The 17,679-nt window shown below is 71.0% G+C and carries 21 protein-coding genes; 14 read left to right on the top strand and 7 right to left on the bottom strand.

Annotated elements, in window-relative coordinates; translation table 11 throughout:
• Positions 1-10: 10 nt before the first annotated feature.
• A complete protein-coding gene (locus ACLQ3B_RS08875; RefSeq protein WP_088951070.1) occupies positions 11-346 on the bottom strand; it encodes an STAS domain-containing protein in 336 nt (111 codons plus the stop codon).
• Between the two features lie 178 nt (positions 347-524).
• Between ACLQ3B_RS08875 and hemL the strand changes: the two genes are divergently transcribed.
• The 6 genes from hemL to ccsB all read left to right on the top strand — a co-directional run bounded on the left by hemL (position 525) and on the right by ccsB (position 6,571).
• Positions 525-1,862: a glutamate-1-semialdehyde 2,1-aminomutase gene (gene hemL / locus ACLQ3B_RS08870; protein ID WP_425779032.1), complete on the top strand. Its 1,338-nt coding sequence runs from the start codon at positions 525-527 to the stop codon at positions 1,860-1,862.
• A 63-nt stretch (positions 1,863-1,925) separates the two neighbouring features.
• The gene (locus ACLQ3B_RS08865) at positions 1,926-2,573 is read left to right on the top strand and encodes a histidine phosphatase family protein (RefSeq protein ID WP_030486212.1); all 648 of its coding nucleotides are present in this window, start codon (positions 1,926-1,928) and stop codon (positions 2,571-2,573) included.
• Entirely contained in the window at positions 2,573-3,139 is a 567-nt protein-coding gene (locus ACLQ3B_RS08860; protein WP_425779031.1) for a TlpA family protein disulfide reductase, read from the top strand. Before ACLQ3B_RS08865 ends, ACLQ3B_RS08860 begins: the two co-directional genes overlap by 1 nt.
• Entirely contained in the window at positions 3,139-3,957 is an 819-nt protein-coding gene (locus ACLQ3B_RS08855; RefSeq protein WP_425779029.1) for a cytochrome c biogenesis CcdA family protein, read from the top strand. The genes ACLQ3B_RS08860 and ACLQ3B_RS08855 overlap by 1 nt, the downstream gene beginning before the upstream one ends.
• A complete protein-coding gene (gene resB / locus ACLQ3B_RS08850) occupies positions 3,957-5,600 on the top strand; it encodes a cytochrome c biogenesis protein ResB (protein ID WP_425779027.1) in 1,644 nt (547 codons plus the stop codon). The genes ACLQ3B_RS08855 and resB overlap by 1 nt, the downstream gene beginning before the upstream one ends.
• Entirely contained in the window at positions 5,600-6,571 is a 972-nt protein-coding gene (ccsB, locus tag ACLQ3B_RS08845; protein WP_425779025.1) for a c-type cytochrome biogenesis protein CcsB, read from the top strand. Before resB ends, ccsB begins: the two co-directional genes overlap by 1 nt.
• A gap of 81 nt (positions 6,572-6,652) precedes the next feature.
• Here the strand turns inward: ccsB and ACLQ3B_RS08840 are convergent, their stop codons facing one another.
• The gene (locus ACLQ3B_RS08840) at positions 6,653-6,865 is read right to left on the bottom strand and encodes a hypothetical protein (RefSeq protein ID WP_425779023.1); all 213 of its coding nucleotides are present in this window, start codon (positions 6,863-6,865) and stop codon (positions 6,653-6,655) included.
• Between the two features lie 343 nt (positions 6,866-7,208).
• Here ACLQ3B_RS08840 and ACLQ3B_RS08835 point away from each other — a divergent pair, with 343 nt between their 5' ends.
• Entirely contained in the window at positions 7,209-8,015 is an 807-nt protein-coding gene (locus tag ACLQ3B_RS08835) for a helix-turn-helix domain-containing protein (RefSeq protein WP_425779021.1), read from the top strand.
• The gene (locus ACLQ3B_RS08830) at positions 8,006-8,194 is read left to right on the top strand and encodes a DUF397 domain-containing protein (protein ID WP_425779019.1); all 189 of its coding nucleotides are present in this window, start codon (positions 8,006-8,008) and stop codon (positions 8,192-8,194) included. Before ACLQ3B_RS08835 ends, ACLQ3B_RS08830 begins: the two co-directional genes overlap by 10 nt.
• A gap of 76 nt (positions 8,195-8,270) precedes the next feature.
• Here ACLQ3B_RS08830 and ACLQ3B_RS08825 read toward each other — a convergent pair whose 3' ends face one another.
• Complete coding sequence (locus ACLQ3B_RS08825) at positions 8,271-8,747, bottom strand: MarR family winged helix-turn-helix transcriptional regulator (protein WP_425779017.1); 477 nt, start codon at positions 8,745-8,747, stop codon at positions 8,271-8,273.
• 83 nt (positions 8,748-8,830) lie between these two features.
• Here ACLQ3B_RS08825 and ACLQ3B_RS08820 point away from each other — a divergent pair, with 83 nt between their 5' ends.
• On the top strand, positions 8,831-9,385 hold the full coding sequence (locus ACLQ3B_RS08820; protein WP_425779015.1) for a carboxymuconolactone decarboxylase family protein: 555 nt from the start codon (positions 8,831-8,833) through the stop codon (positions 9,383-9,385).
• A 14-nt stretch (positions 9,386-9,399) separates the two neighbouring features.
• Here ACLQ3B_RS08820 and ACLQ3B_RS08815 read toward each other — a convergent pair whose 3' ends face one another.
• Positions 9,400-10,275, bottom strand: coding sequence for an alpha/beta fold hydrolase (locus ACLQ3B_RS08815; protein ID WP_425779013.1), 876 nt, complete (start codon positions 10,273-10,275; stop codon positions 9,400-9,402).
• 297 nt (positions 10,276-10,572) lie between these two features.
• Here ACLQ3B_RS08815 and ACLQ3B_RS08810 point away from each other — a divergent pair, with 297 nt between their 5' ends.
• Positions 10,573-12,033 carry a menaquinone biosynthesis decarboxylase gene (locus ACLQ3B_RS08810; RefSeq protein WP_425779011.1) on the top strand — a complete coding sequence of 487 codons (1,461 nt, stop codon included), beginning with the start codon at positions 10,573-10,575 and terminating at the stop codon, positions 12,031-12,033.
• Positions 12,033-12,944, top strand: a complete 912-nt coding sequence (gene mqnP / locus ACLQ3B_RS08805) for a menaquinone biosynthesis prenyltransferase MqnP (protein WP_425779009.1) — start codon at positions 12,033-12,035, stop codon at positions 12,942-12,944. The genes ACLQ3B_RS08810 and mqnP overlap by 1 nt, the downstream gene beginning before the upstream one ends.
• A 19-nt stretch (positions 12,945-12,963) precedes the next feature.
• On the opposite strand, the gene ACLQ3B_RS08800 is transcribed toward mqnP, so the two are convergent.
• Complete coding sequence (locus ACLQ3B_RS08800; RefSeq protein ID WP_425779007.1) at positions 12,964-13,947, bottom strand: terpene synthase family protein; 984 nt, start codon at positions 13,945-13,947, stop codon at positions 12,964-12,966.
• 152 nt (positions 13,948-14,099) lie between these two features.
• On the opposite strand from ACLQ3B_RS08800, the gene ACLQ3B_RS08795 reads away from it, so the two are divergent.
• On the top strand, positions 14,100-14,729 hold the full coding sequence (locus ACLQ3B_RS08795) for a UbiX family flavin prenyltransferase (protein ID WP_425779005.1): 630 nt from the start codon (positions 14,100-14,102) through the stop codon (positions 14,727-14,729).
• Between the two features lie 102 nt (positions 14,730-14,831).
• Here the strand turns inward: ACLQ3B_RS08795 and ACLQ3B_RS08790 are convergent, their stop codons facing one another.
• The gene (locus ACLQ3B_RS08790) at positions 14,832-15,098 is read right to left on the bottom strand and encodes a BldC family transcriptional regulator (RefSeq protein WP_007454516.1); all 267 of its coding nucleotides are present in this window, start codon (positions 15,096-15,098) and stop codon (positions 14,832-14,834) included.
• A gap of 270 nt (positions 15,099-15,368) precedes the next feature.
• On the opposite strand from ACLQ3B_RS08790, the gene ACLQ3B_RS08785 reads away from it, so the two are divergent.
• Both ACLQ3B_RS08785 and ACLQ3B_RS08780 read left to right on the top strand, forming a co-directional pair.
• A complete protein-coding gene (locus tag ACLQ3B_RS08785) occupies positions 15,369-15,827 on the top strand; it encodes an Lrp/AsnC family transcriptional regulator (protein ID WP_030486226.1) in 459 nt (152 codons plus the stop codon).
• Between the two features lie 52 nt (positions 15,828-15,879).
• Complete coding sequence (locus ACLQ3B_RS08780) at positions 15,880-16,971, top strand: PLP-dependent cysteine synthase family protein (protein ID WP_425779003.1); 1,092 nt, start codon at positions 15,880-15,882, stop codon at positions 16,969-16,971.
• 68 nt (positions 16,972-17,039) lie between these two features.
• Here ACLQ3B_RS08780 and ACLQ3B_RS08775 read toward each other — a convergent pair whose 3' ends face one another.
• Positions 17,040-17,669, bottom strand: coding sequence for a putative glycolipid-binding domain-containing protein (locus ACLQ3B_RS08775; protein ID WP_425779002.1), 630 nt, complete (start codon positions 17,667-17,669; stop codon positions 17,040-17,042).
• Between the last annotated feature and the right edge of the window lie 10 nt (positions 17,670-17,679).

The following is a 17,679-nucleotide window of genomic DNA, read 5'->3' as shown; positions in this document are numbered from 1 at the left end:
GCGGGGCGGCTCAGCCGGTGGGCTGGTCGTTACGGATCATCAGGGCGCTGCGGAGGCCCGTGATGTCCAGCACGCGGATCAGGAAGTCGCCCACGTGCGTCAGCATCAGCAGGCTCTGGGCGTGGCTGGCCTTGCGGCTGAGCACGACCAGGGTGCCGAGGCCCTGCGAGTCGCAGAAGGTCACGCCGCCGAGGTCGAGCACGATCTTCGGCGGCGGGTCGGCCAGCACCTCGTTGACGACGGTGGAGAGCTGCGCCGCCGTGAGCATGTCGATCTCACCGGCTAGGCGCAGCACTGCTTCGTCGCCCGTCCGGTGTAGCGTGATGGACAGTTCGGCACGATCCACCCGGTCAGCCTAGCGCGATCCGACCGACCTGGCCTGTCGAGGCCGCGAGGCGTCGCCGTCCAGGCCCGGCGGCCCCCGCGTCACCGCCGCTGACGAGCGCAGATCATTGGTGAGCCGGGTAACCCCAGCACGGGGTGGCTGCTTGTTGACCGTCCGGCGCTGTCACAATGGCGGCATCGTGACCGACATCTTTTCCGCCGGATCCGGCCGCTACCCAGCCGACGCGCCGGCCTCCGAGGCCCTGTTCGACCGCGCCCGCGCCATCGTGCCGGGCGGGGTGAACTCTCCTGTGCGCGCCTTCCAGGCGGTTGGCGGCACCCCGCGTTTCATGGTCCGTGGTGAGGGCCCGTGGCTGTACGACGCCGACGGCCGCCGCTACGTCGATCTGGTCTGCTCCTGGGGTCCGCTGATCCTCGGGCACGCCCACCCGGAGGTGGTGGAGGCCGTCCAGGCGGCTGCGGCCCGGGGCACCAGCTTCGGCACGCCCACCCCCGCCGAGGTGGAGTTGGCCACCGAGATCGTCGACCGGACCCCTGTCGAGCAGGTCCGCCTGGTCAACTCCGGCACCGAGGCGACCATGTCGGCGATCCGGCTGGCCCGTGGCTTCACCGGCCGCTCGAAGATCGTCAAGTTCGCCGGTTGCTACCACGGCCACGTCGACGCGCTGCTCGCCGCCGCCGGCTCCGGCGTGGCCACCCTGGGCCTGCCCGACTCGCCAGGCGTGACCGGCGCGGCGGCCAGCGAGACGATAGTTCTTCCGTACAACGACATCCGGGCCGTCGAGGAGGTCTTCGCCGCCGAGGGCCCGCACATCGCCGCGGTGATCACCGAGGCCGCCGCCGGCAACATGGGCGTGGTGGCCCCCCGCGACGGCTTCAACCAGCAGCTGGCCCGGATCGCGCACGCGCACGGCGCCCTGCTCGTGGTGGACGAGGTGATGACCGGGTTCCGGGTCTCCCGCGCCGGGTGGCACGGCCTCGACGCCTCCGACGCGGACCTGTGGACGTACGGCAAGGTCATGGGTGGTGGCCTGCCCGCGGCGGCGTTCGGCGGGCGCGCGGACATCATGTCGCGGCTCGCGCCGGCCGGCCCGGTCTACCAGGCCGGCACCCTCTCGGGTAACCCGCTCGCCTGCGCCGCCGGTCTGGCGACGCTGCGGCTCGCCGACGACGCGCTGTACCAGCGCCTCGACGAGACGGCCGCCGTCGTGGGCAAGTTGGCGTCCGAGGCGTTGGCCGCCGCCGGGGTCCCGCACCGACTGTCGTACGCGGGCAGCATGTTCTCGGTCTTCTTCACCGACGCCGATGTGGTCGACTACGACAGTGCGCGCACCCAGCAGGTGCCGGCGTTCAAGGCGTTCTTCCACGCGATGCTCGCCGCCGGGGTGTATCTGCCGCCGAGCGCGTTCGAGTCGTGGTTCGTGTCGACGGCGCTCGACGACGCCGCTCTGGAACACATTGCCGACGCGCTGCCGACGGCGGCGAACGCGGCGGCAGCGGCTGGTCACGGGGGTTAGCGTGAGCGCGAGGAGTGAGCCGGGTTTGCGAGCCCCGCAGTCGCGAACAGAGGGAGCGCAGCGGTGAGTAAGACTGTGGTTCACGTGCTTCGGCACGGCGAGGTGTACAACCCGGACCAGATCCTCTACGGCCGGTTGCCGGGTTTCCGCCTGTCCGAGTTGGGCGTGCAGATGGCCAAGGCCGCTGCGCAGGGCCTGGCCGAGCGGGAGATCGTGCACGTGGTGGCCAGTCCGCTGGAGCGCGCCCAGCAGACCGCCGAGCCGATCGCCGCCCAGTTCGGGCTGCCGGTCGGGGTGGACGAGCGGCTGATCGAGAGCGCCAACTGGTTCGAGGGCAAGAAGGTCTCCCCGGGTGACGGGTCGTTCCGCGACCCGCGCAACTGGTGGGTGCTGCGCGACCCGGTGACTCCGTCCTGGGGTGAGGCGTACCGGGTGATCGCCGAGCGGATGTTCGCCGCCGTGCACGCCGCCCGGGTCGCCGCCGAGGGGCGCGAGGCGGTGCTGGTGTCGCACCAGCTCCCGATCTGGACGCTGCGTCGCCACGTGGAGCGCAAGCGGCTCTGGCACGACCCGCGTAAGCGGCAGTGCGGGCTGGCCAGCCTCACCTCGTTCCACTTCGACGGTGCGAAGGTCGCGGGCATCGGTTACAGCGAGCCGGCCGCGCACCTGATCGCTCTCTCCGCGACCGCCCGGACGGCCAAGGGGGCCTGATGAACGCCCGGAGGTGGACCGCCGGCCTGCTCGCCACCGTCGCCGCGGTGGCGCTGGTCGGCTGCTCCTTCGGGGGTGGCGGGGAGAAGCGCTGCACCAGCGACGGCCTGACGATCACCTGCGCGCAGGACCAGCGGTCGAAGACCCCCAAGGTGGTCGGTGAACTGCTCACCGGCGGCCAGTACGACGTCTCCCAGGCGCGCGGGCAGGTCGTGGTCGTCAACTTCTGGGGTTCGTGGTGCGCGCCCTGCCGTGCGGAGGCCGACGACCTGGAGGCCACCTACCAGGCCACCAAGGCGTCCGGGGTCACCTTCCTGGGCGTCAACGTGCAGGACAGCAAGGACAAGGCGATCGCCTTCGAGCAGGGGCGGGCCACCTACCCGAGCATCTTCGACCCGTCCAGCAGTCAGGCGCTGAACTTCGACATCCCGCCCAACACGACACCTGCGACAGTGGTCCTCGACCGCAACGGCCGGATCGCCGTGGTGATCCGTCGCGCCGTGACCCAGGACGAGCTACGGCCGATCGTCGAACGGGTCGCCGCCGAGAAGCCGGCGTCGAACTGATGGGCGAGACCTTCCAGCAACTGGCCCTCAGTGGGCCGCTGCTGCTCGCCATCGGCGCGGCGGCGCTCGCCGGCCTGGTCAGTTTCCTCTCCCCGTGCGTGCTTCCCCTCGTCCCCGGTTACCTGTCGTATGTGACCGGTCTGGCCGGCGCCGACCTGGAGGGCCGGGCGCCGGAGGCCGATCCCGCTCCGGGCACCGGAGGTGTCGCGGTCAAGGAGCGGGTCGCGCGGGTCGGCGCGGTCAAGGGCCGGGTGCTCGCCGGGACGCTGCTCTTCATCGGCGGTTTCACAGTCGTCTTCGTGGCCACCGCGATCCTCTTCGCCAGCATCGGCCGGGTGTTCTTCGACTACAAGCGCGAGTTGCAGATCGGCGTCGGCGTGCTGATCATCGTGGCCGGGCTGAGCTACCTCGGGATGATCCCGGCCCTGCAACGGGAGTTCCGGATCTCCCGGTTGCCGTCGGCGGGGCTGCTCGGCGCACCTGTCTTCGGGGCGGTCTTCGCGCTCAGTTGGGTGCCGTGCACCGGTCCCACGCTCGGCGCGGTGATGGGCATGGCCACCGCCAGCGGCCAGAGCGACCGCGCGGTGGTGCTCGCCGTGGCGTACTGCCTCGGGTTGGGGATACCGTTCGTCGTCTTCGGGCTGGGCTTCGAACGCCTGCTCGGGGTCTTCCGCGCCGTCCGGCGCAACAGCCGCTGGGTCACCCGGGTCGGCGGCGCCCTGCTCATCCTGATTGGTCTGGCCCTGGTCACCGGCGGATGGCAGAGCTTCGTGATCTGGTTGCAGACCACCGTCGGGGTGGGCGAGGTGAGCATCTGATGACTGTCGTCGACGACCGACCGGAGACCGTGGCGCCCGCGCCACGCCGTCGGCCCAACCGGCTGCTGGCCCTGCTGCGCAACTCGTGGCGGCAGCTCACCAGCATGCGTACGGCGCTGATCCTGCTCTTCCTCCTGGCGATCGCCGCCATTCCCGGCTCGGTGCTGCCGCAGCGGGGGATCAGCCCGGAGAAGGTCAACAAGTACTTCGTCGACCACCCGGACTGGGCCCCCCGACTGGACCGGATCGGCGCGTTCGAGGTCTTCGGCTCGGTCTGGTTCTCCGCGATCTACCTGCTGCTGTTCATCTCCCTGATCGGTTGCATCACGCCCCGGCTGCGCGACCACGTCCGCGCGCTGCGGTCCCGGCCGCCGGCCGCGCCGAAGCGGATGGCCCGGCTGCCGCAGCACACGGTGCTGCCCGCCCCGCCCGGTGGCGCGGCGCAGATCGCCGAGGCGCTGCGTAAGCGCCGCTGGCGCGTCGAGGTGCGCGGCGACGAGGTCTCCGCCGAGAAGGGCTACCTCAAGGAGACCGGCAACCTGCTGTTCCACACCTCGCTGATCGCGGTGCTGATCGGGGTGGCGCTCGGCTCCTGGTACGGCTGGAGCGGCAACCGGCTGCTGGTGGCCGGCGCGGACAACGCGTTCTGCAACACCCGCCAGCAGTACGCCGAGGCGAAGCTCGGCCCGCAGGTGGACAGCGCCGACCTGCCCCGCTTCTGCCTGCGGCTGGACGACTTCCAGGCCCGGTTCCTGCCGTCCGGTCAGCCGGAGTTCTTCAACGCCACGGTTACCGTCGACGGCCCGGACGAGCCGACCCGCAGCGCCGACTTCTCGGTGAACTCGCCGCTGCGGCTGAACGACGCGAGCGTCTACCTGCTCGGCCACGGGTACGCCCCGGTGATCCGCTACACCGACCGGTTCGGCAACAGCCAGGTCAGTGACGAGCCGTTCCTGACCACCGGCGACATGGGCCTGACCAGCGAGGGGCTGGCGGCCTTCCCGGACGCGAACGTCGACCCGGCGACCGGCCAGCGTGCACCGGACCAGCAGATGGCGTTCACCGGGATCTACCTGCCCACGGCACCCGAGCAGGCGCCGTTCGTCCGGTCGCAGTACCCGACCGAGCGCAACCCGGCGCTGAACCTGGTCGCCTACCGGGGCAACCTCGGTCTGGACGCCGGCATCCCCGGCTCGGTCTACCAACTCGACCAGCGGCAGGTGCGGGCCGGCAAGGTCAAGGAGGTCGGCACCAAGCTGCTCCGCAAGGGCGAGACCTGGAAGCTGGACGACGGCACGACTGTCGAGTTCCTGGGCACCGAGCGGTACGTCACCCTCTCCATCCGGCACGATCCCGGCTCGACGATGCTGCTGGTCAGCTGCGGCGTCCTGCTGGTCGGGCTGATGGGTTCGCTGTTCGGGAAGCGCCGCCGGGTGTTCTTCCGGGTGGTGCCGGCCGACCCCGGGGAGGGATCTCCGACGAGCGGTAGTAGCTTGATGGAGGTCGGTGGGTTGCCGCGGACCGACTATCCAGGGTTCGCCGACGAGTTCACCCAGTTGGTCGCCGCGGTCAGCGGTGCCGAACGGGCTGGTGCTGGCGCTGACTCCGCTGACCGGGCCGGCGTGCGAGAAGGAGCCGAGTGATGTCCGCACTCTCCGACAATCTGGTGACCTTCGCGATCCTGGCGTACCTGGTCGCGATGATCGGCCACGCCGTCGAGTACGCGTTGGGCAACGTGCGTACCCGGGTCGCCACGGCGGCTCCGGTGCGCGAGTTGGTAGGTGCCGGCGGCGGTGTCGTCCCGACGCCGCCCGCGCCGGTCCCGGCGTCGCCCACGGCCGACCGCTCCGCCGGGCGGGCCCGGCTCGCGGGTCTGATCGGGGTGGGCGCCACCGCGGTCGCCGCCGCTCTGCACCTGGCGGCGCTGGTGACCCGTGGGCTGGCCGCCGACCGGATGCCCTGGGGCAACATGTACGAGTTCGTGCTCACGGTGACGTTCATCGGGGTCGCCGCCTGGCTGGTGGTGCTCTCGAAGCGACAGTCGCTGCGCAAGCTCGGGCTCTTCCTCACCCTGGTGATGGTGTTGCTGGTCGCCACCGCCGAGCTGGTGCTGTACGTGCCGATCGTGCCGCTGGTGCCGGCCCTGAACTCGTACTGGTTCGTCATCCACGTCTCGACGATCGTCTTCGCGTCCGGCATCTTCCTGCTCGGCGTGGTGCCGGCGGTCGGCTTCCTGATGCGCAACGGGTACGAGCAGGGCAAGCGGAGTTTCCCGTACACCCTGGCCAAGCGGCTGCCCGCCGCGGTGGGCCTGGAACGGCTGACCTTCGCGCTGCACGCCTTCGCGTTCCCGATCTTCACCTTCGCGGTGATCGCCGGTGCCATCTGGGCCGAGGCGGCCTGGGGTCGGCCGTGGGGCTGGGACCCGAAGGAGACCTGGGCGTTCATCTCCTGGGTGGTGTACGCCGGCTACCTGCACGCCCGCGCGACGCCAAGCGTCAAGCGCAACGTGGCCACCTTGATCGCGGTGCTCGGCTTCCTCACCATGCTGATGAACCTGTTCGGCGTGAACATCTTCTTCACCGGCCTGCACTCGTACGGCGGGTTGGACTGAATCTGGTAACGCGACGCGGGCCGGTCACGGATTCGTCCGTGACCGGCCCGCATTGTTCGGCCAGTTCTGGTCAGCTCACGGTCACCGGAGCGTCTGCCGCGCTGGTCGCCAGGCCCGCAACGTTCGCTCGACCTGGACGGTGACCTGGTAGGACACCTCCGGTAGGTCGGCCAGCTCGATCCGCTCGCCGCGCATCGCCAGTTGGGTGTGCAGCTCCCGGGCGACGGCGTCGCGAAGCTCGACCAGCAGGGGCGACAACCCGTCCGGGTCGCCGACTACGTACGCGTCCGACATGCATTCACTCTGCTCCCGCGTCCCGCGTCCCGCCGTTCGGCGAGGCGCGGTGAGATGTGTCTGCCGAGCTTGACTCGGCCGCTGATCGGTGTCCCGCTCGCCCAGTCGCACGTTGATCCACTCGGCTTTCCGGAAGTGGGGGTGTCCTGCGCCCTGGGACGCCGCGCCTTCAGAAACCCGAGTGGATCTTGCGCTGGCGGCCGCCGAGCCGGACGGTCAGGCCGGCTCGCGGCTCGCGTTACCCCCCGATATGCGCGTCATGGGGTGACGCAGCGTTGAGTGCTCGCTACCGTTCGGCAGGTGGGTCGGGTGACCCACCATTCGCGGCGGAAGGTGGGGCGCAGTGACCACAGTGGTGTCCACGGCGGCGCTGATCCGGGAGCAGCTCCGGCGGTCGCGGCTCGCGGCCGGGCTGACTCAGGAGGAGTACGGCAAACGGGCGCACTACTCGCCGTCCATGGTGTCGGCCGTCGAGCTGGGGCATGCGGCGCCCAACGAGGCGTACCTGACCCGGGCCGACGAGGTGCTCGACACCGGCGGCCTGCTGACCTCGCTCCGAGACCTGGGTCGGCGCGAGGGCGAGCCGATCTGGTTCCGTCCCTGGTTGGAGGTCGAGCGGGTCGCGACCCAACTGCGCTGCTTCGGCGCGACGATGGTTCCCGGGTTGTTGCAGACGGCTGACTACGCCCGTGCGGTGTTCCGGCTCGACCTGGGGCTGACCGCCGAGCGGGTGGAGGAGTTGGTGGCCGCCCGGCTGGAGCGGCAGACGATCCTCGACCGGGAGCACCCGCCGCAGCTCACCGCCGTGATCGACGAGGCCGCGTTGCAGCGCTTCGCGGAGGGCTGCGCCGGGGTGTTGGCCGGTCAGTTGCGGCACCTGGTGGCGTGCGCCCGCCGTCCGCACATCAGGGTGCACGTGCTGCCGCAGGGCGTGGGCCTGCATGCCGGCCTCTTCGGGCCGTTCATCCTCGGCCGCACCGCCGACGGCAGTTGGCTCGGCTTCCTCGACAACCAGACCGGCGGCACCGCCGTGGACGACATCAACGAGGTGGCGACCCTGCTCGGAAGGTGGGAGAGTCTGCGCAGTGACGCGCTGCCCCGGCAGCAGTCGATCGACCTGCTCGAGGAGATCGTGAAGCCATGGATCTGACCGGAGCCCGCTGGCGCAAGTCCACCCGGAGCGGCAACGATGCCGGCGCGTGCGTCGAGGTCGCCGACAACTTGCCCGGCCAGGTGCACGTCCGCGATTCCAAGGACCGCGACGGCGGCCTGCTGACCTTCAGCCCGGCCGCGTGGCGGGCCTTCGTCGAGCTGGCCCGCACCCGCTGACCGTCCGCCGCACCGGGCAACCGGTCGGCAGCCCGCGATCAGCCGCCGCACCGGGCAGCCGGTCGGCAGTCAGCGATCAGCCGCCGAACCAGCCGGGCACGTCGAGCCGGAACCAGTTGGCCGAGGCCATCCTGCCGAGGTCGTCTTCCATCGCGGCGACCCGTTCCGGGCCCAGCGTGTCGACCCACTGTGCGCGTAGCCGGTCGAAGACCTCGGCCGAGCGGCGTAGCCCGTCGGCACCGCGCGGGGTCACCCGGACCAGCCGGCGTCGGGCGTCGGAGGGGTCGTCGACCCGCTCCAGGTAGCCGACGGCGACCAGCCGGTCGACGGTCTTCCCCGCGGCCTGCTTGGAGATGCCGAGCCGCTGGCCCAGCTCGGTGGCGGTGGTGCCGTCCGCGCCGACGGCCTGGAGCACGAACCCGTGCAGCGGTCGCAGCTCCGGATGCCCCTCCAGGGCCAGCTCGGCGTGCAGGTCGTCGATGAGCGTCCGGAAGCCGGCCAACAGCAGCAGCGGTAGCGCGAAGCCGGGGCGCGCGGGATCAGTGGTTGCCATGTTCGACAACCACGTTTACTATTTCGTCAACCACGTTGACTATCGTAACGTCCCCCGATCCAGACTGTGGAAAGCAGGTAACCATGTCCGTCTTCACCGCCCACACCGCCGAAACCGCGCCCGCCGCCGCCCGACGAGCCATCGAGGGCGTACGCGGCCGGTTCGGCTGGCTGCCCACCCCGGTGGCGCTGATGGCCGACTCGCCGCAGTTGCTCACCGGCTTCCTCACCGCCAGCACGGGCTTCGAGCAGACCGACCTCGCCCCGCTGGACCGGGAGGTGGTCATCCTGACGGTCTCTACCAGTCACGAATGCCATTTCTGCGTCGCCCTGCACACCGGCAAGCTCACCCAGCTCGGAGCGACCGCCGAGCTGATCACCGCGTTGCGGGCCGGCGAGGCGCTGCCCGAGCCGCGACTGGAGGCGCTACGCCGGTTCACGCTGGCCGTGCTCGAGCACCGGGGCGCGGTGCCCGACGACGAGCTGGACGACTTCCTGGCCGCCGGCTACCAGCGCCGGCACGCGCTGGACGTGGTGCTCGGCGTCGGCGCGTACACGATGTCCACATTCGCCAACCGGCTCACCCGCGCGCCGCTCGACCCGCCGCTGGCCGCCCACGCCTGGGCACCGGCAGCCTGACCGAAGAGCCCCGCTCAGGCCGTCTGAAGGAAGTCCCGCAGCAGGGCGAGCATCTCGTCCGGGCGCTCCTCGTACAGCCAGTGCCCGCAGCCCTCGATCACCTCACCGCGGACCGTGTCGGCGTACCGGCGAACCTGCTCGGCGACCTGCCCACCCAGGCTGGCCGCCGCCCCGACGGCCAGCACCGGCATGGTCAGCTTCGTGGCCCGGTACGCCGCATTGTCCGCAATGTCCTGCTCGAACGCCCGGAAGTAGGCGAAGCTGGCTCGCAGATGCGCCGGGTCGCGCAGATGGCTGGCGAACTCCTCGATGTCGGGCGCGGCGATGCTGCCCTTGCGCACCATCAGCGCGTCGGTGAACCTGTCCACCCAGAGCGACTCCCGCCCGCTGACCAGGGCCTCCGGAAGCCCGTTGCCGATGGAGAAGTAGCCGAAGTTCCACACCCCGGGCCCGGCCGAGGTGAGCGCCGGAAACGTGTAGATGCTCTCGTCGGGGATCGGCGCCTCGCTGAGCACCAGCCGACTCACCCGCTGCGGATGGGCGGCCGCGTACGAGTACGCCACCATGGTCCCCAGGTCGTGCCCGACCACCCGGAGGTCACTGACCAGGCCGAGCTGGTCGAGTAGTCCGTGCAGGTCGGCGGCGACAGTCTTCTTGTCGTAGCCGCCGTCCGGGGCGTCGCTGCCCCCGAAGCCGCGCAGGTCGGGCGCGACCACGTCGAACGAGCGCCCGAACTCGGGCAGCAGGTGCCGCCACATGTACCAACACTGCGGATAGCCGTGCAACAGCACCAGCGGCGGGCCGGTGCCACCACGGACGTAGTTCATGGTGATCTGGCCGACCCGCGCCCGCTGCTCGGTGAACCCCGCCGGGACCCGCTCCCCGCCCATCGCCGCCTCCGTCCGCCGTCCGCCCGTGCCCTCTGTCGTCCGGCCGCGTGCCCTCTGTCGTCCGGCCGCCGCCTGCCCGGCTACCCGCTCAACCGCCCGCCATGCCCGCGAGGTGCGGGTCGCGCCTCCTTGATCCACTCGGCTTCCTGGAAGTCGCGGTGTCCTGGGGCCTGGGACCCCGCGGTTTCCTGAAAGACGAGTCGATCAAGACCCGGGCTGCGGTTGGCGTCGGGGGATCGCGAGTGTCACAGCACCCGGCTTGGGCCGCGCGGGAGCCGGTGCGGGAGACTTGGCGACATGGCGGCTCGTGGCTTCCCGTACACCGATCTCAAGGACTTTCTCGCGGCGCTGGAGCGCGCGGGAGAGTTGCGCCGGATCGACGTCCCGGTCGATCCGACCCTGGAGATCAGCGAGGTGGTCACCCGTACGGTGCGGGCCGGCGGCCCGGCGCTGCTCTTCGAGCGTCCGACCCGGGGCGAGATGCCGGTGGCGATCAACCTGTTCGGCACCGAGAAGCGGATGGCGATGGCCCTCGGCGTCGACTCGCTGGACGAGGTCGGCGCCCGGATCGGCGCCCTGATCAAGCCGGAGTTGCCGGTCGGCTGGTCGGGCATCCGCGAGGGGCTCGGCAAGGTCATGCAGCTCAAGTCGGTGCCGCCGCGCAAGGTGAAGACCGCCCCCTGCCAGGAGGTCGTCTACCGGGGTGAGGACGTCGACCTCAACCGGCTGCCGGGGTTGCAGGTCTGGCCCGACGACGGCGGGATCTTCCACAACTACGGGCTGACCCACACCAAGCACCCGGAGACCGGCAAGCGCAACCTCGGCCTCTACCGGCTCCAACAGCACGGCCGCAACACCCTGGGCATGCACTGGCAGATCCACAAGGACTCCACCGCGCACCACGCGGTCGCCGAGCGGCTCGGGCAGCGCCTGCCGGTCGCGGTCGCGATCGGCTGCGACCCGGTCGTCTCGTACGCCGCCAGCGCGCCACTGCCCAGCGACATCGACGAATACCTGTTCGCCGGGTTCCTGCGCGGCGAGCGGGTGGAGATGGTCGACTGCCTCACCGTGCCGTTGCAGGTGCCGGCGCACGCGCAGATCGTGCTGGAGGGCTACCTGGAGCCGGGTGAGCGGCTGCCCGAGGGGCCGTTCGGCGACCACACCGGCTTCTACACGCCCGTCGAGCCGTTCCCCGTGCTGCACATCGAGGCGATGACCATGCAGCGCAAGCCGGTCTACCACTCGATCGTCACCTCGAAGCCGCCGCAGGAGGACCACGGCCTCGGCAAGGCCACCGAGCGGATCTTCCAGCCGCTGCTCAAGCTGATGATCCCGGACATCGTCGACTACGACCTACCGGCCGCCGGCGTCTTCCACAACTGCGCGATCGTCTCCATCCGCAAGCGCTACCCGAAGCACGCGCAGAAGGTGATGAACGCGATCTGGGGCGCGCACCTGATGTCGCTGACCAAGCTGATCGTGATCGTCGACGAGGACTGCGACGTGCACGACTACAACGAGGTCGCCTTCCGTGCCTTCGGCAACGTCGACTACGCGCGTGACCTGCTGCTCACCGAGGGCCCGGTGGACCACCTCGACCACTCGTCGTACCAGCAGTTCTGGGGCGGCAAGGCCGGCGTCGACGCGACCCGCAAGCTGCCCACCGAGGGCTACACCCGCGGTTGGCCGGAGGAAATGAGCATGAGCCCGGAAGTCACGGCCCTGGTCGACAAGCGCTGGAAGGAGTACGGAATCTGATGGCCGTCCTCGACGCACCGGCCACCAAGCCGGGCCGGACCAAGTCCTTCCTGAAGCTCGTCGCCGTCGAGCACTCCGTGTTCGCGCTGCCGTTCGCGTTCCTCTCGGCGCTGGCCGCGATGCAGGTCAACGGCGGGCGGGTGCGGTGGCTCGACCTGCTGCTGATCACCGTGGCGATGGTCGGGGCGCGGACGTTCGCGATGGCCGCCAACCGGATCCTCGACCGCCAGATCGACGCGCGGAACCCGCGTACCGCCGGTCGGGAACTGGTCACCGGAGCGGTGAGCGTGCGGACGGCCTGGACCGGCGCGGCCGTCGCGCTCGTGGTCTTCCTCGTCGCTGCCGCCCTGCTCAACCCGCTCTGCCTGGTGCTCGCGCCGCTCGCCGTGGTGCCGCTTGTCGTCTACCCCTACGCCAAGCGGTTCACCAACTGGCCGCACGCCATCCTCGGGGTCGCCCAGGCGGTCGGGCCGGTCGGCGCCTGGCTGGCGGTCACCGGCACCCTGGACGGCTCCGGGCCGGCCTGGCTGCTCGGCGCGGCCGTCGGGCTGTGGATCGGCGGCTTCGACCTGATCTACGCCTGTCAGGACTCCGAGATCGACCGGGAGATCGGCGTGCACAGCGTGCCCGCCCGGTACGGTCGACGCTTCGCGTTGCACGCCTCCACGGTCGCGCACGTGGTGACCTTCGCGCTGTTCATCTGGTTCGGTGCGTTGATCGGTCTCGGCTGGCTCTGGTGGATCGGGCTGGCGTTGACCGCTGTGGCGTTCGCCTACCAGCACCTGGTGGTCACCCCGACCGACCTCAGCAAGGTCAACCGGGCGTTCTTCACCGCCAACGGGTTCGTCGGCATCGCACTGTTCCTCTTCGCCCTGCTCGACCTGGTGATCCGGCTCGGCCTGCGGCCCTGAGCCGGGTGATCCGGCTCGGCTACGCGCCCGAGGACGGCGGCGTGGCGCTGACCGGGTAGCGGGCGCTCTCGAAGGTCCAGTCGATGGTCCCGCGCACGGCGTACCCGACACCGTCGAGATGGTCGGCGACCGCCCTGTCCAGCGTCGGGCCGAACGACGGCACCGCGGCGCGCAACGCGACGAAGCGCCGCATCGCCTCCCGCCAGTGCTCGGCAGCCCGTTCGACCGCCTCCGCCTTCGGAACCCCCAGTTCGGTCTCGATGGCGAGGACCAGGTTGTGCCCGCCGGCGGTCACCCGGTCCCGTTCCAGCGAGGCCAGGTCGTTGTACCAGGAGAGCAGGTCGTTGCCGGTGCGGGCGATCTGGCGCAGCAGCGGGTGGTGGTAGACCGGGTCGGGCAGCGGCCGACCGCTGACGAACTCCACGAGCGGGTACGACACCTCCGCCGCCGAGGTCGACCGCCGCAGCTCCACGTACTCGTCGACGCTGGGTCGGCGGCCGGCCTCCTTGTTGACCGCCTCCTGCCAGGTGCCGTCGAGGTGCCGGGCCACCGCGTCGGCGAAACGCCGCCGCCACCGGGCCGGCATCCGGCGGCGCGGCTCCCGCCAGGCCAGCACCAGCAGTCGTCGTAGTGGGCCGGTCAACCCGGTCTGCCGCAGCCGGGTGCCGTCGTGCAGCAGCGCCAGGGTGCCGTTGCGCAGCGCCCGGATCTGCTCCGGGGTCAACCGGTTCGGCCCGTCGCAGGCGTCGTCGACCAGGAAGAACCAGGTGAACAGCGCGGCCAGCACCCGCAGGTCGGCTTCGGTCGCCTCCGGGTAGAGCCGTCCGGCGTACCGGGCGAAGGCTCCCCGGGACAGTCGGTGCAGCGCGGCGTCGTCAAGTGCGAGGCCAAGCTCGGGCAGCAGACCGAGGAGCCAGTCCTGCACACGATCGGCGTGTGGTGGAAGCCGGGACGGGACCGGACATTCAGCACGCAGCGCCCGGAGGATCTCGCCGGTCGTCACCGATGCCTCCTCCGCGAGATGCTTCCGGTGCGAATCGCCAGCGGCAGCATCTCAGGTCGGCGGGATGCGCAGGTGCCCCACCCGACATGTCGGACCCGACCAACCCCGGGGGTGCCCACCAGCGAACCAGTCGGACCAGGCAGGCTGGGGGCATGCGGGAACCATGGGTGGTCGGGGTCTCCGGTGCCTCAGGTACGCCGTACGCGGCGGCCGTCATCGGCGGACTGCTCGACGCGGGCGAGCCGGTGGACCTGATCGTGTCCCGGGCGGCGCGCCTCACCGTGCTCGACGAGACCGGCCGACCCTTCCGGGACGGGCACTGGGCCGAGGACCTCGCCGCCTGGCTAGACCGGGACCTGACCACGGCGGATGTGCGGCACTGGCCGGCCGGCGACCTGGCCGCCGGGCCGAGCAGCGGCTCCTACCGGGTACGCGGCATGGCAGTCGTCCCGGCCAGCACGGCAGCCTGCGCGGGCGTCGCGATCGGGCTCTCCAAGGACCTGTTGCAGCGCGCCGCCGAGGTCAACCTCAAGGAACGCCGGCCCGTGGTGCTGGTCCCCCGGGAGACACCTGTGACCCGCAGCCACCTGGAGCACCTCATCGCGCTGCACGACGCGGGCGCGGTGGTGCTGCCGGCCAGCCCCGGCTTCTACGGCGCCGGCGCGGCGGCCAGCGCGCAGCAGTTGGTCGACTTCGTGGCCGGCAAGGTGCTGGACGCGCTCGGCGTCCCGCACACCCTGTTCCGACGGTGGTCCGGTCAGCTCGGCGCAGCCCGAAGCTGAGCCCTCCGCTCGCGCCGAGCCGTCCCGTTCGTGCCAGCGGTCGGCCGAAGCGGGACGCGGACCGGACTGGTGTCCGGTCCGCGTGTCGTTGTCCGCACCAGTTCAGTACATGCCAGCGTTGGCCGGACCCGGCCCCGTGGATGCGGCCGGCCCCACATTGCGTGGCTTTCCGACCTCATCCACCTCGTCCAGCATGCCCTCCCCCTCAAGCAGGGCTCGCACCTCGGATTCCCGAAACCGGCGATGCCCGCCTGGAGTCCGGATGCTTCCTATCCGGCCGGCCGCCGCCCATCTCGTCACAGTTTTCGGGTCTACCCGAAACAGCGCGGCGACCTCACCCGGTGTCAGCAGGCGATCTCCAGTGTCCACAGCCCCCTCCTCGCGTCGACGAAGCCCCCGGCTGAACACACTGCCCCCGGCTGGTGCGTAGCCCAGAGCCGTCATGAGGGACGTATGGCAATTACAGCACCAGGGACATGGCCTGTCCGCCCAAACGCGAAAAATGCACTGAGTGGGGAGTTAGTAATGTTACTGGTGCTACCTCTGCCCTGACCGGCGGTTTATGAACAGTGACTCACCGCTCAGTCCAACGGGTGCCGAAGGCCGCACGTTACGCGCGAGCGGTTAGGGTCACTCTCTGTGGATGCCATCGACCTGAGCCTCGTCGACCTGCTGCGCGGCAACGCGCGCCTCTCGTACGCCGAGCTGGCCCGCCAGGTGGGCCTCTCCGCCCCGGCCGTGCACGAACGGGTCGGCAAGCTGGAGAGCAGCGGGGTGGTCCGGGGCTACCGCGCGGACGTGGCTCCGGAGTCGATCGGGCTGGGTGTCACCGCGCTGATCGGCATCGTCGAGGACTCCGGTGCCGACACCGACGACATGCTCGAGTCGCTGCGGGTGCTGCCCGAGATCGAGTCCTGCTACTTCATGGCCGGCGTGGAGTCGTTCCTCCTCAAGGCGCGGGTCGGCACGATCGCCGAGCTGGAGCAGCTGATCGTGCGGTTGAACCGGACGCCAGGGGTCGCCTCCACCCGTACCGCCATCGCGCTCTCCACCAAGTGGGAGAACCGCCCCCAACCGGTCGGCCCGCCCGCGGCCTGACCACCTCGTACCGGCGCTGGCCACCGCTGACCTGCTTGCTAGGTTTCCGAGCGTGACTCATCTCGACCGGTGCGACGAAGCCAGCCGGACCTGGGTGACCGAGGCGATCGCCGCCGTCGAGGCGGACGCGAACCGCTCCGCCGACACCCACCTGCTGCCGTTCCCGCTGCCCCGGGAATGGGGGATCGACCTGTACCTCAAGGACGAGTCTTCCCACCCCACCGGCTCACTGAAGCACCGGCTGGCGCGCTCGCTGTTCCTCTACGGGCTCTGCAACGGCTGGATCGGGCCGCGCACCACGATCGTCGAGGCGTCGTCGGGTTCCACGGCGGTCTCCGAGGCGTACTTCGCCCGCATGCTGGGCCTGCCGTTCATCGCGGTGATGCCCGCCTCCACCTCGCCGGAGAAGATCGCGCAGATCGAGTTCCAGGGCGGCCGGTGCCACCTGGTGGACGACCCGGCAAGCGTGGTGGTCGAGGCCCGGTGGCTCGCCGAGGATTCCGGCGGGCACTTCATGGACCAGTTCACCTACGCCGAGCGGGCGACCGACTGGCGGGGCAACAACAACATCGCCGAGTCGATCTACGCGCAGTTGGAACTGGAGCGACACCCGATCCCCGCCTGGGTCGTGGTGGGCGCGGGCACCGGGGGCACCAGCGCCACCATCGGCCGGTACGCCCGCTACCGCCGGCTCGCCACCAAGCTCTGCGTGGTCGACCCGGACAACTCGGCGTTCTACCCGGCCTGGCTGGCCGCCGACTGGTCGGTACGAACCGGGAAGGGCTCCCGCATCGAGGGGATCGGCCGGCCCACCGTGGAGGCGTCGTTCCTGCCCTCGGTGGTGGACCGGATGGTCCAGGTGCCGGACGCGGCGTCACTGGCCGCCATGCGCGCCGGATCGGCGCTGCTCGGCCGTCGGGTGGGCGGGTCAACCGGCACCAACCTGTGGGGCGCGTTCGGCCTGATCGCCGGGATGCTCGCCGAGCGTCGGACCGGCTCGGTGGTCACCCTGATCTGCGACCCGGGCGACAGGTACGCCGACACGTACTACGCCGACGACTGGGTGGCCGCCCAGGGCCTCGACCTGACCCCGCACCTGGCCACGATCGACCGCTTCCTGGCCAGCGGGGCCTGGCCCGCCTGAACCGCTCAGCGGGGTCCGGTGGGCCTGGCGCAGTCAGCGGGGCCTGGCGGGCCTGGGCGCGGCATCGATCAGCGTGGGTCGATCCGTTCGGCCAGCCCGGGGTAGCGCACCACGTAGCCGCTGTCGTCCAGATCGATGTCGGCCGTAAAGGTGCCGCTCGCGAAGCGCACCCGGCCCGGCCCCAGCCCGGTGTAGATCTGCTCGGCCGGCACCACCTCCAGGCCGGGCAGCAGCACCCAGGCGACGGTGATCCGGTGTGCCACATCGGCCGGCTCGGCCGCCATCCGGAGCCGATGGACCGGCAGGGTGTTGAACAGCGGCGAGCCGCTCAGATCGACGTCGAGCGCGTCGGCCAGCCGATCCGGGTCGTCCGTGCCGGGCAGACCGGCCCGGCGATGACCGGCCGCGACCAGGGCCGCGTCCAGGTCGCCCTGCTCAGCGGTGGTCACTCGCCACCGCCCCTGAGCCCGCTCCAGCGTCACCCGACGTAGCCAGCCGCGCCCCTCGGCCTCGACCTCGACCCGGGTGGTGGCCCAGTCCGGCGTGGTGGTCAGCTGGTAGCGGGCGGTCCACGGGATCGGGTCCACGGCGAGCAGGGTGCCCCGGGCGGCCAACCCGTGGCCGTCGTCGAACAGGACCTGCTCGCTGCCGGCGGTGTCCGTTCGGGACCAGAAGATCGACTTCGGCATGGTCGGCATGAGGCGGACG

This window comes from Micromonospora sp. DT53 (genome assembly GCF_049841535.1).
Lineage (GTDB): Bacteria > Actinomycetota > Actinomycetes > Mycobacteriales > Micromonosporaceae > Micromonospora.
Note: the sequence above shows the minus strand (reverse complement) of the source record. Positions and strands in the feature narration are given on the sequence as shown.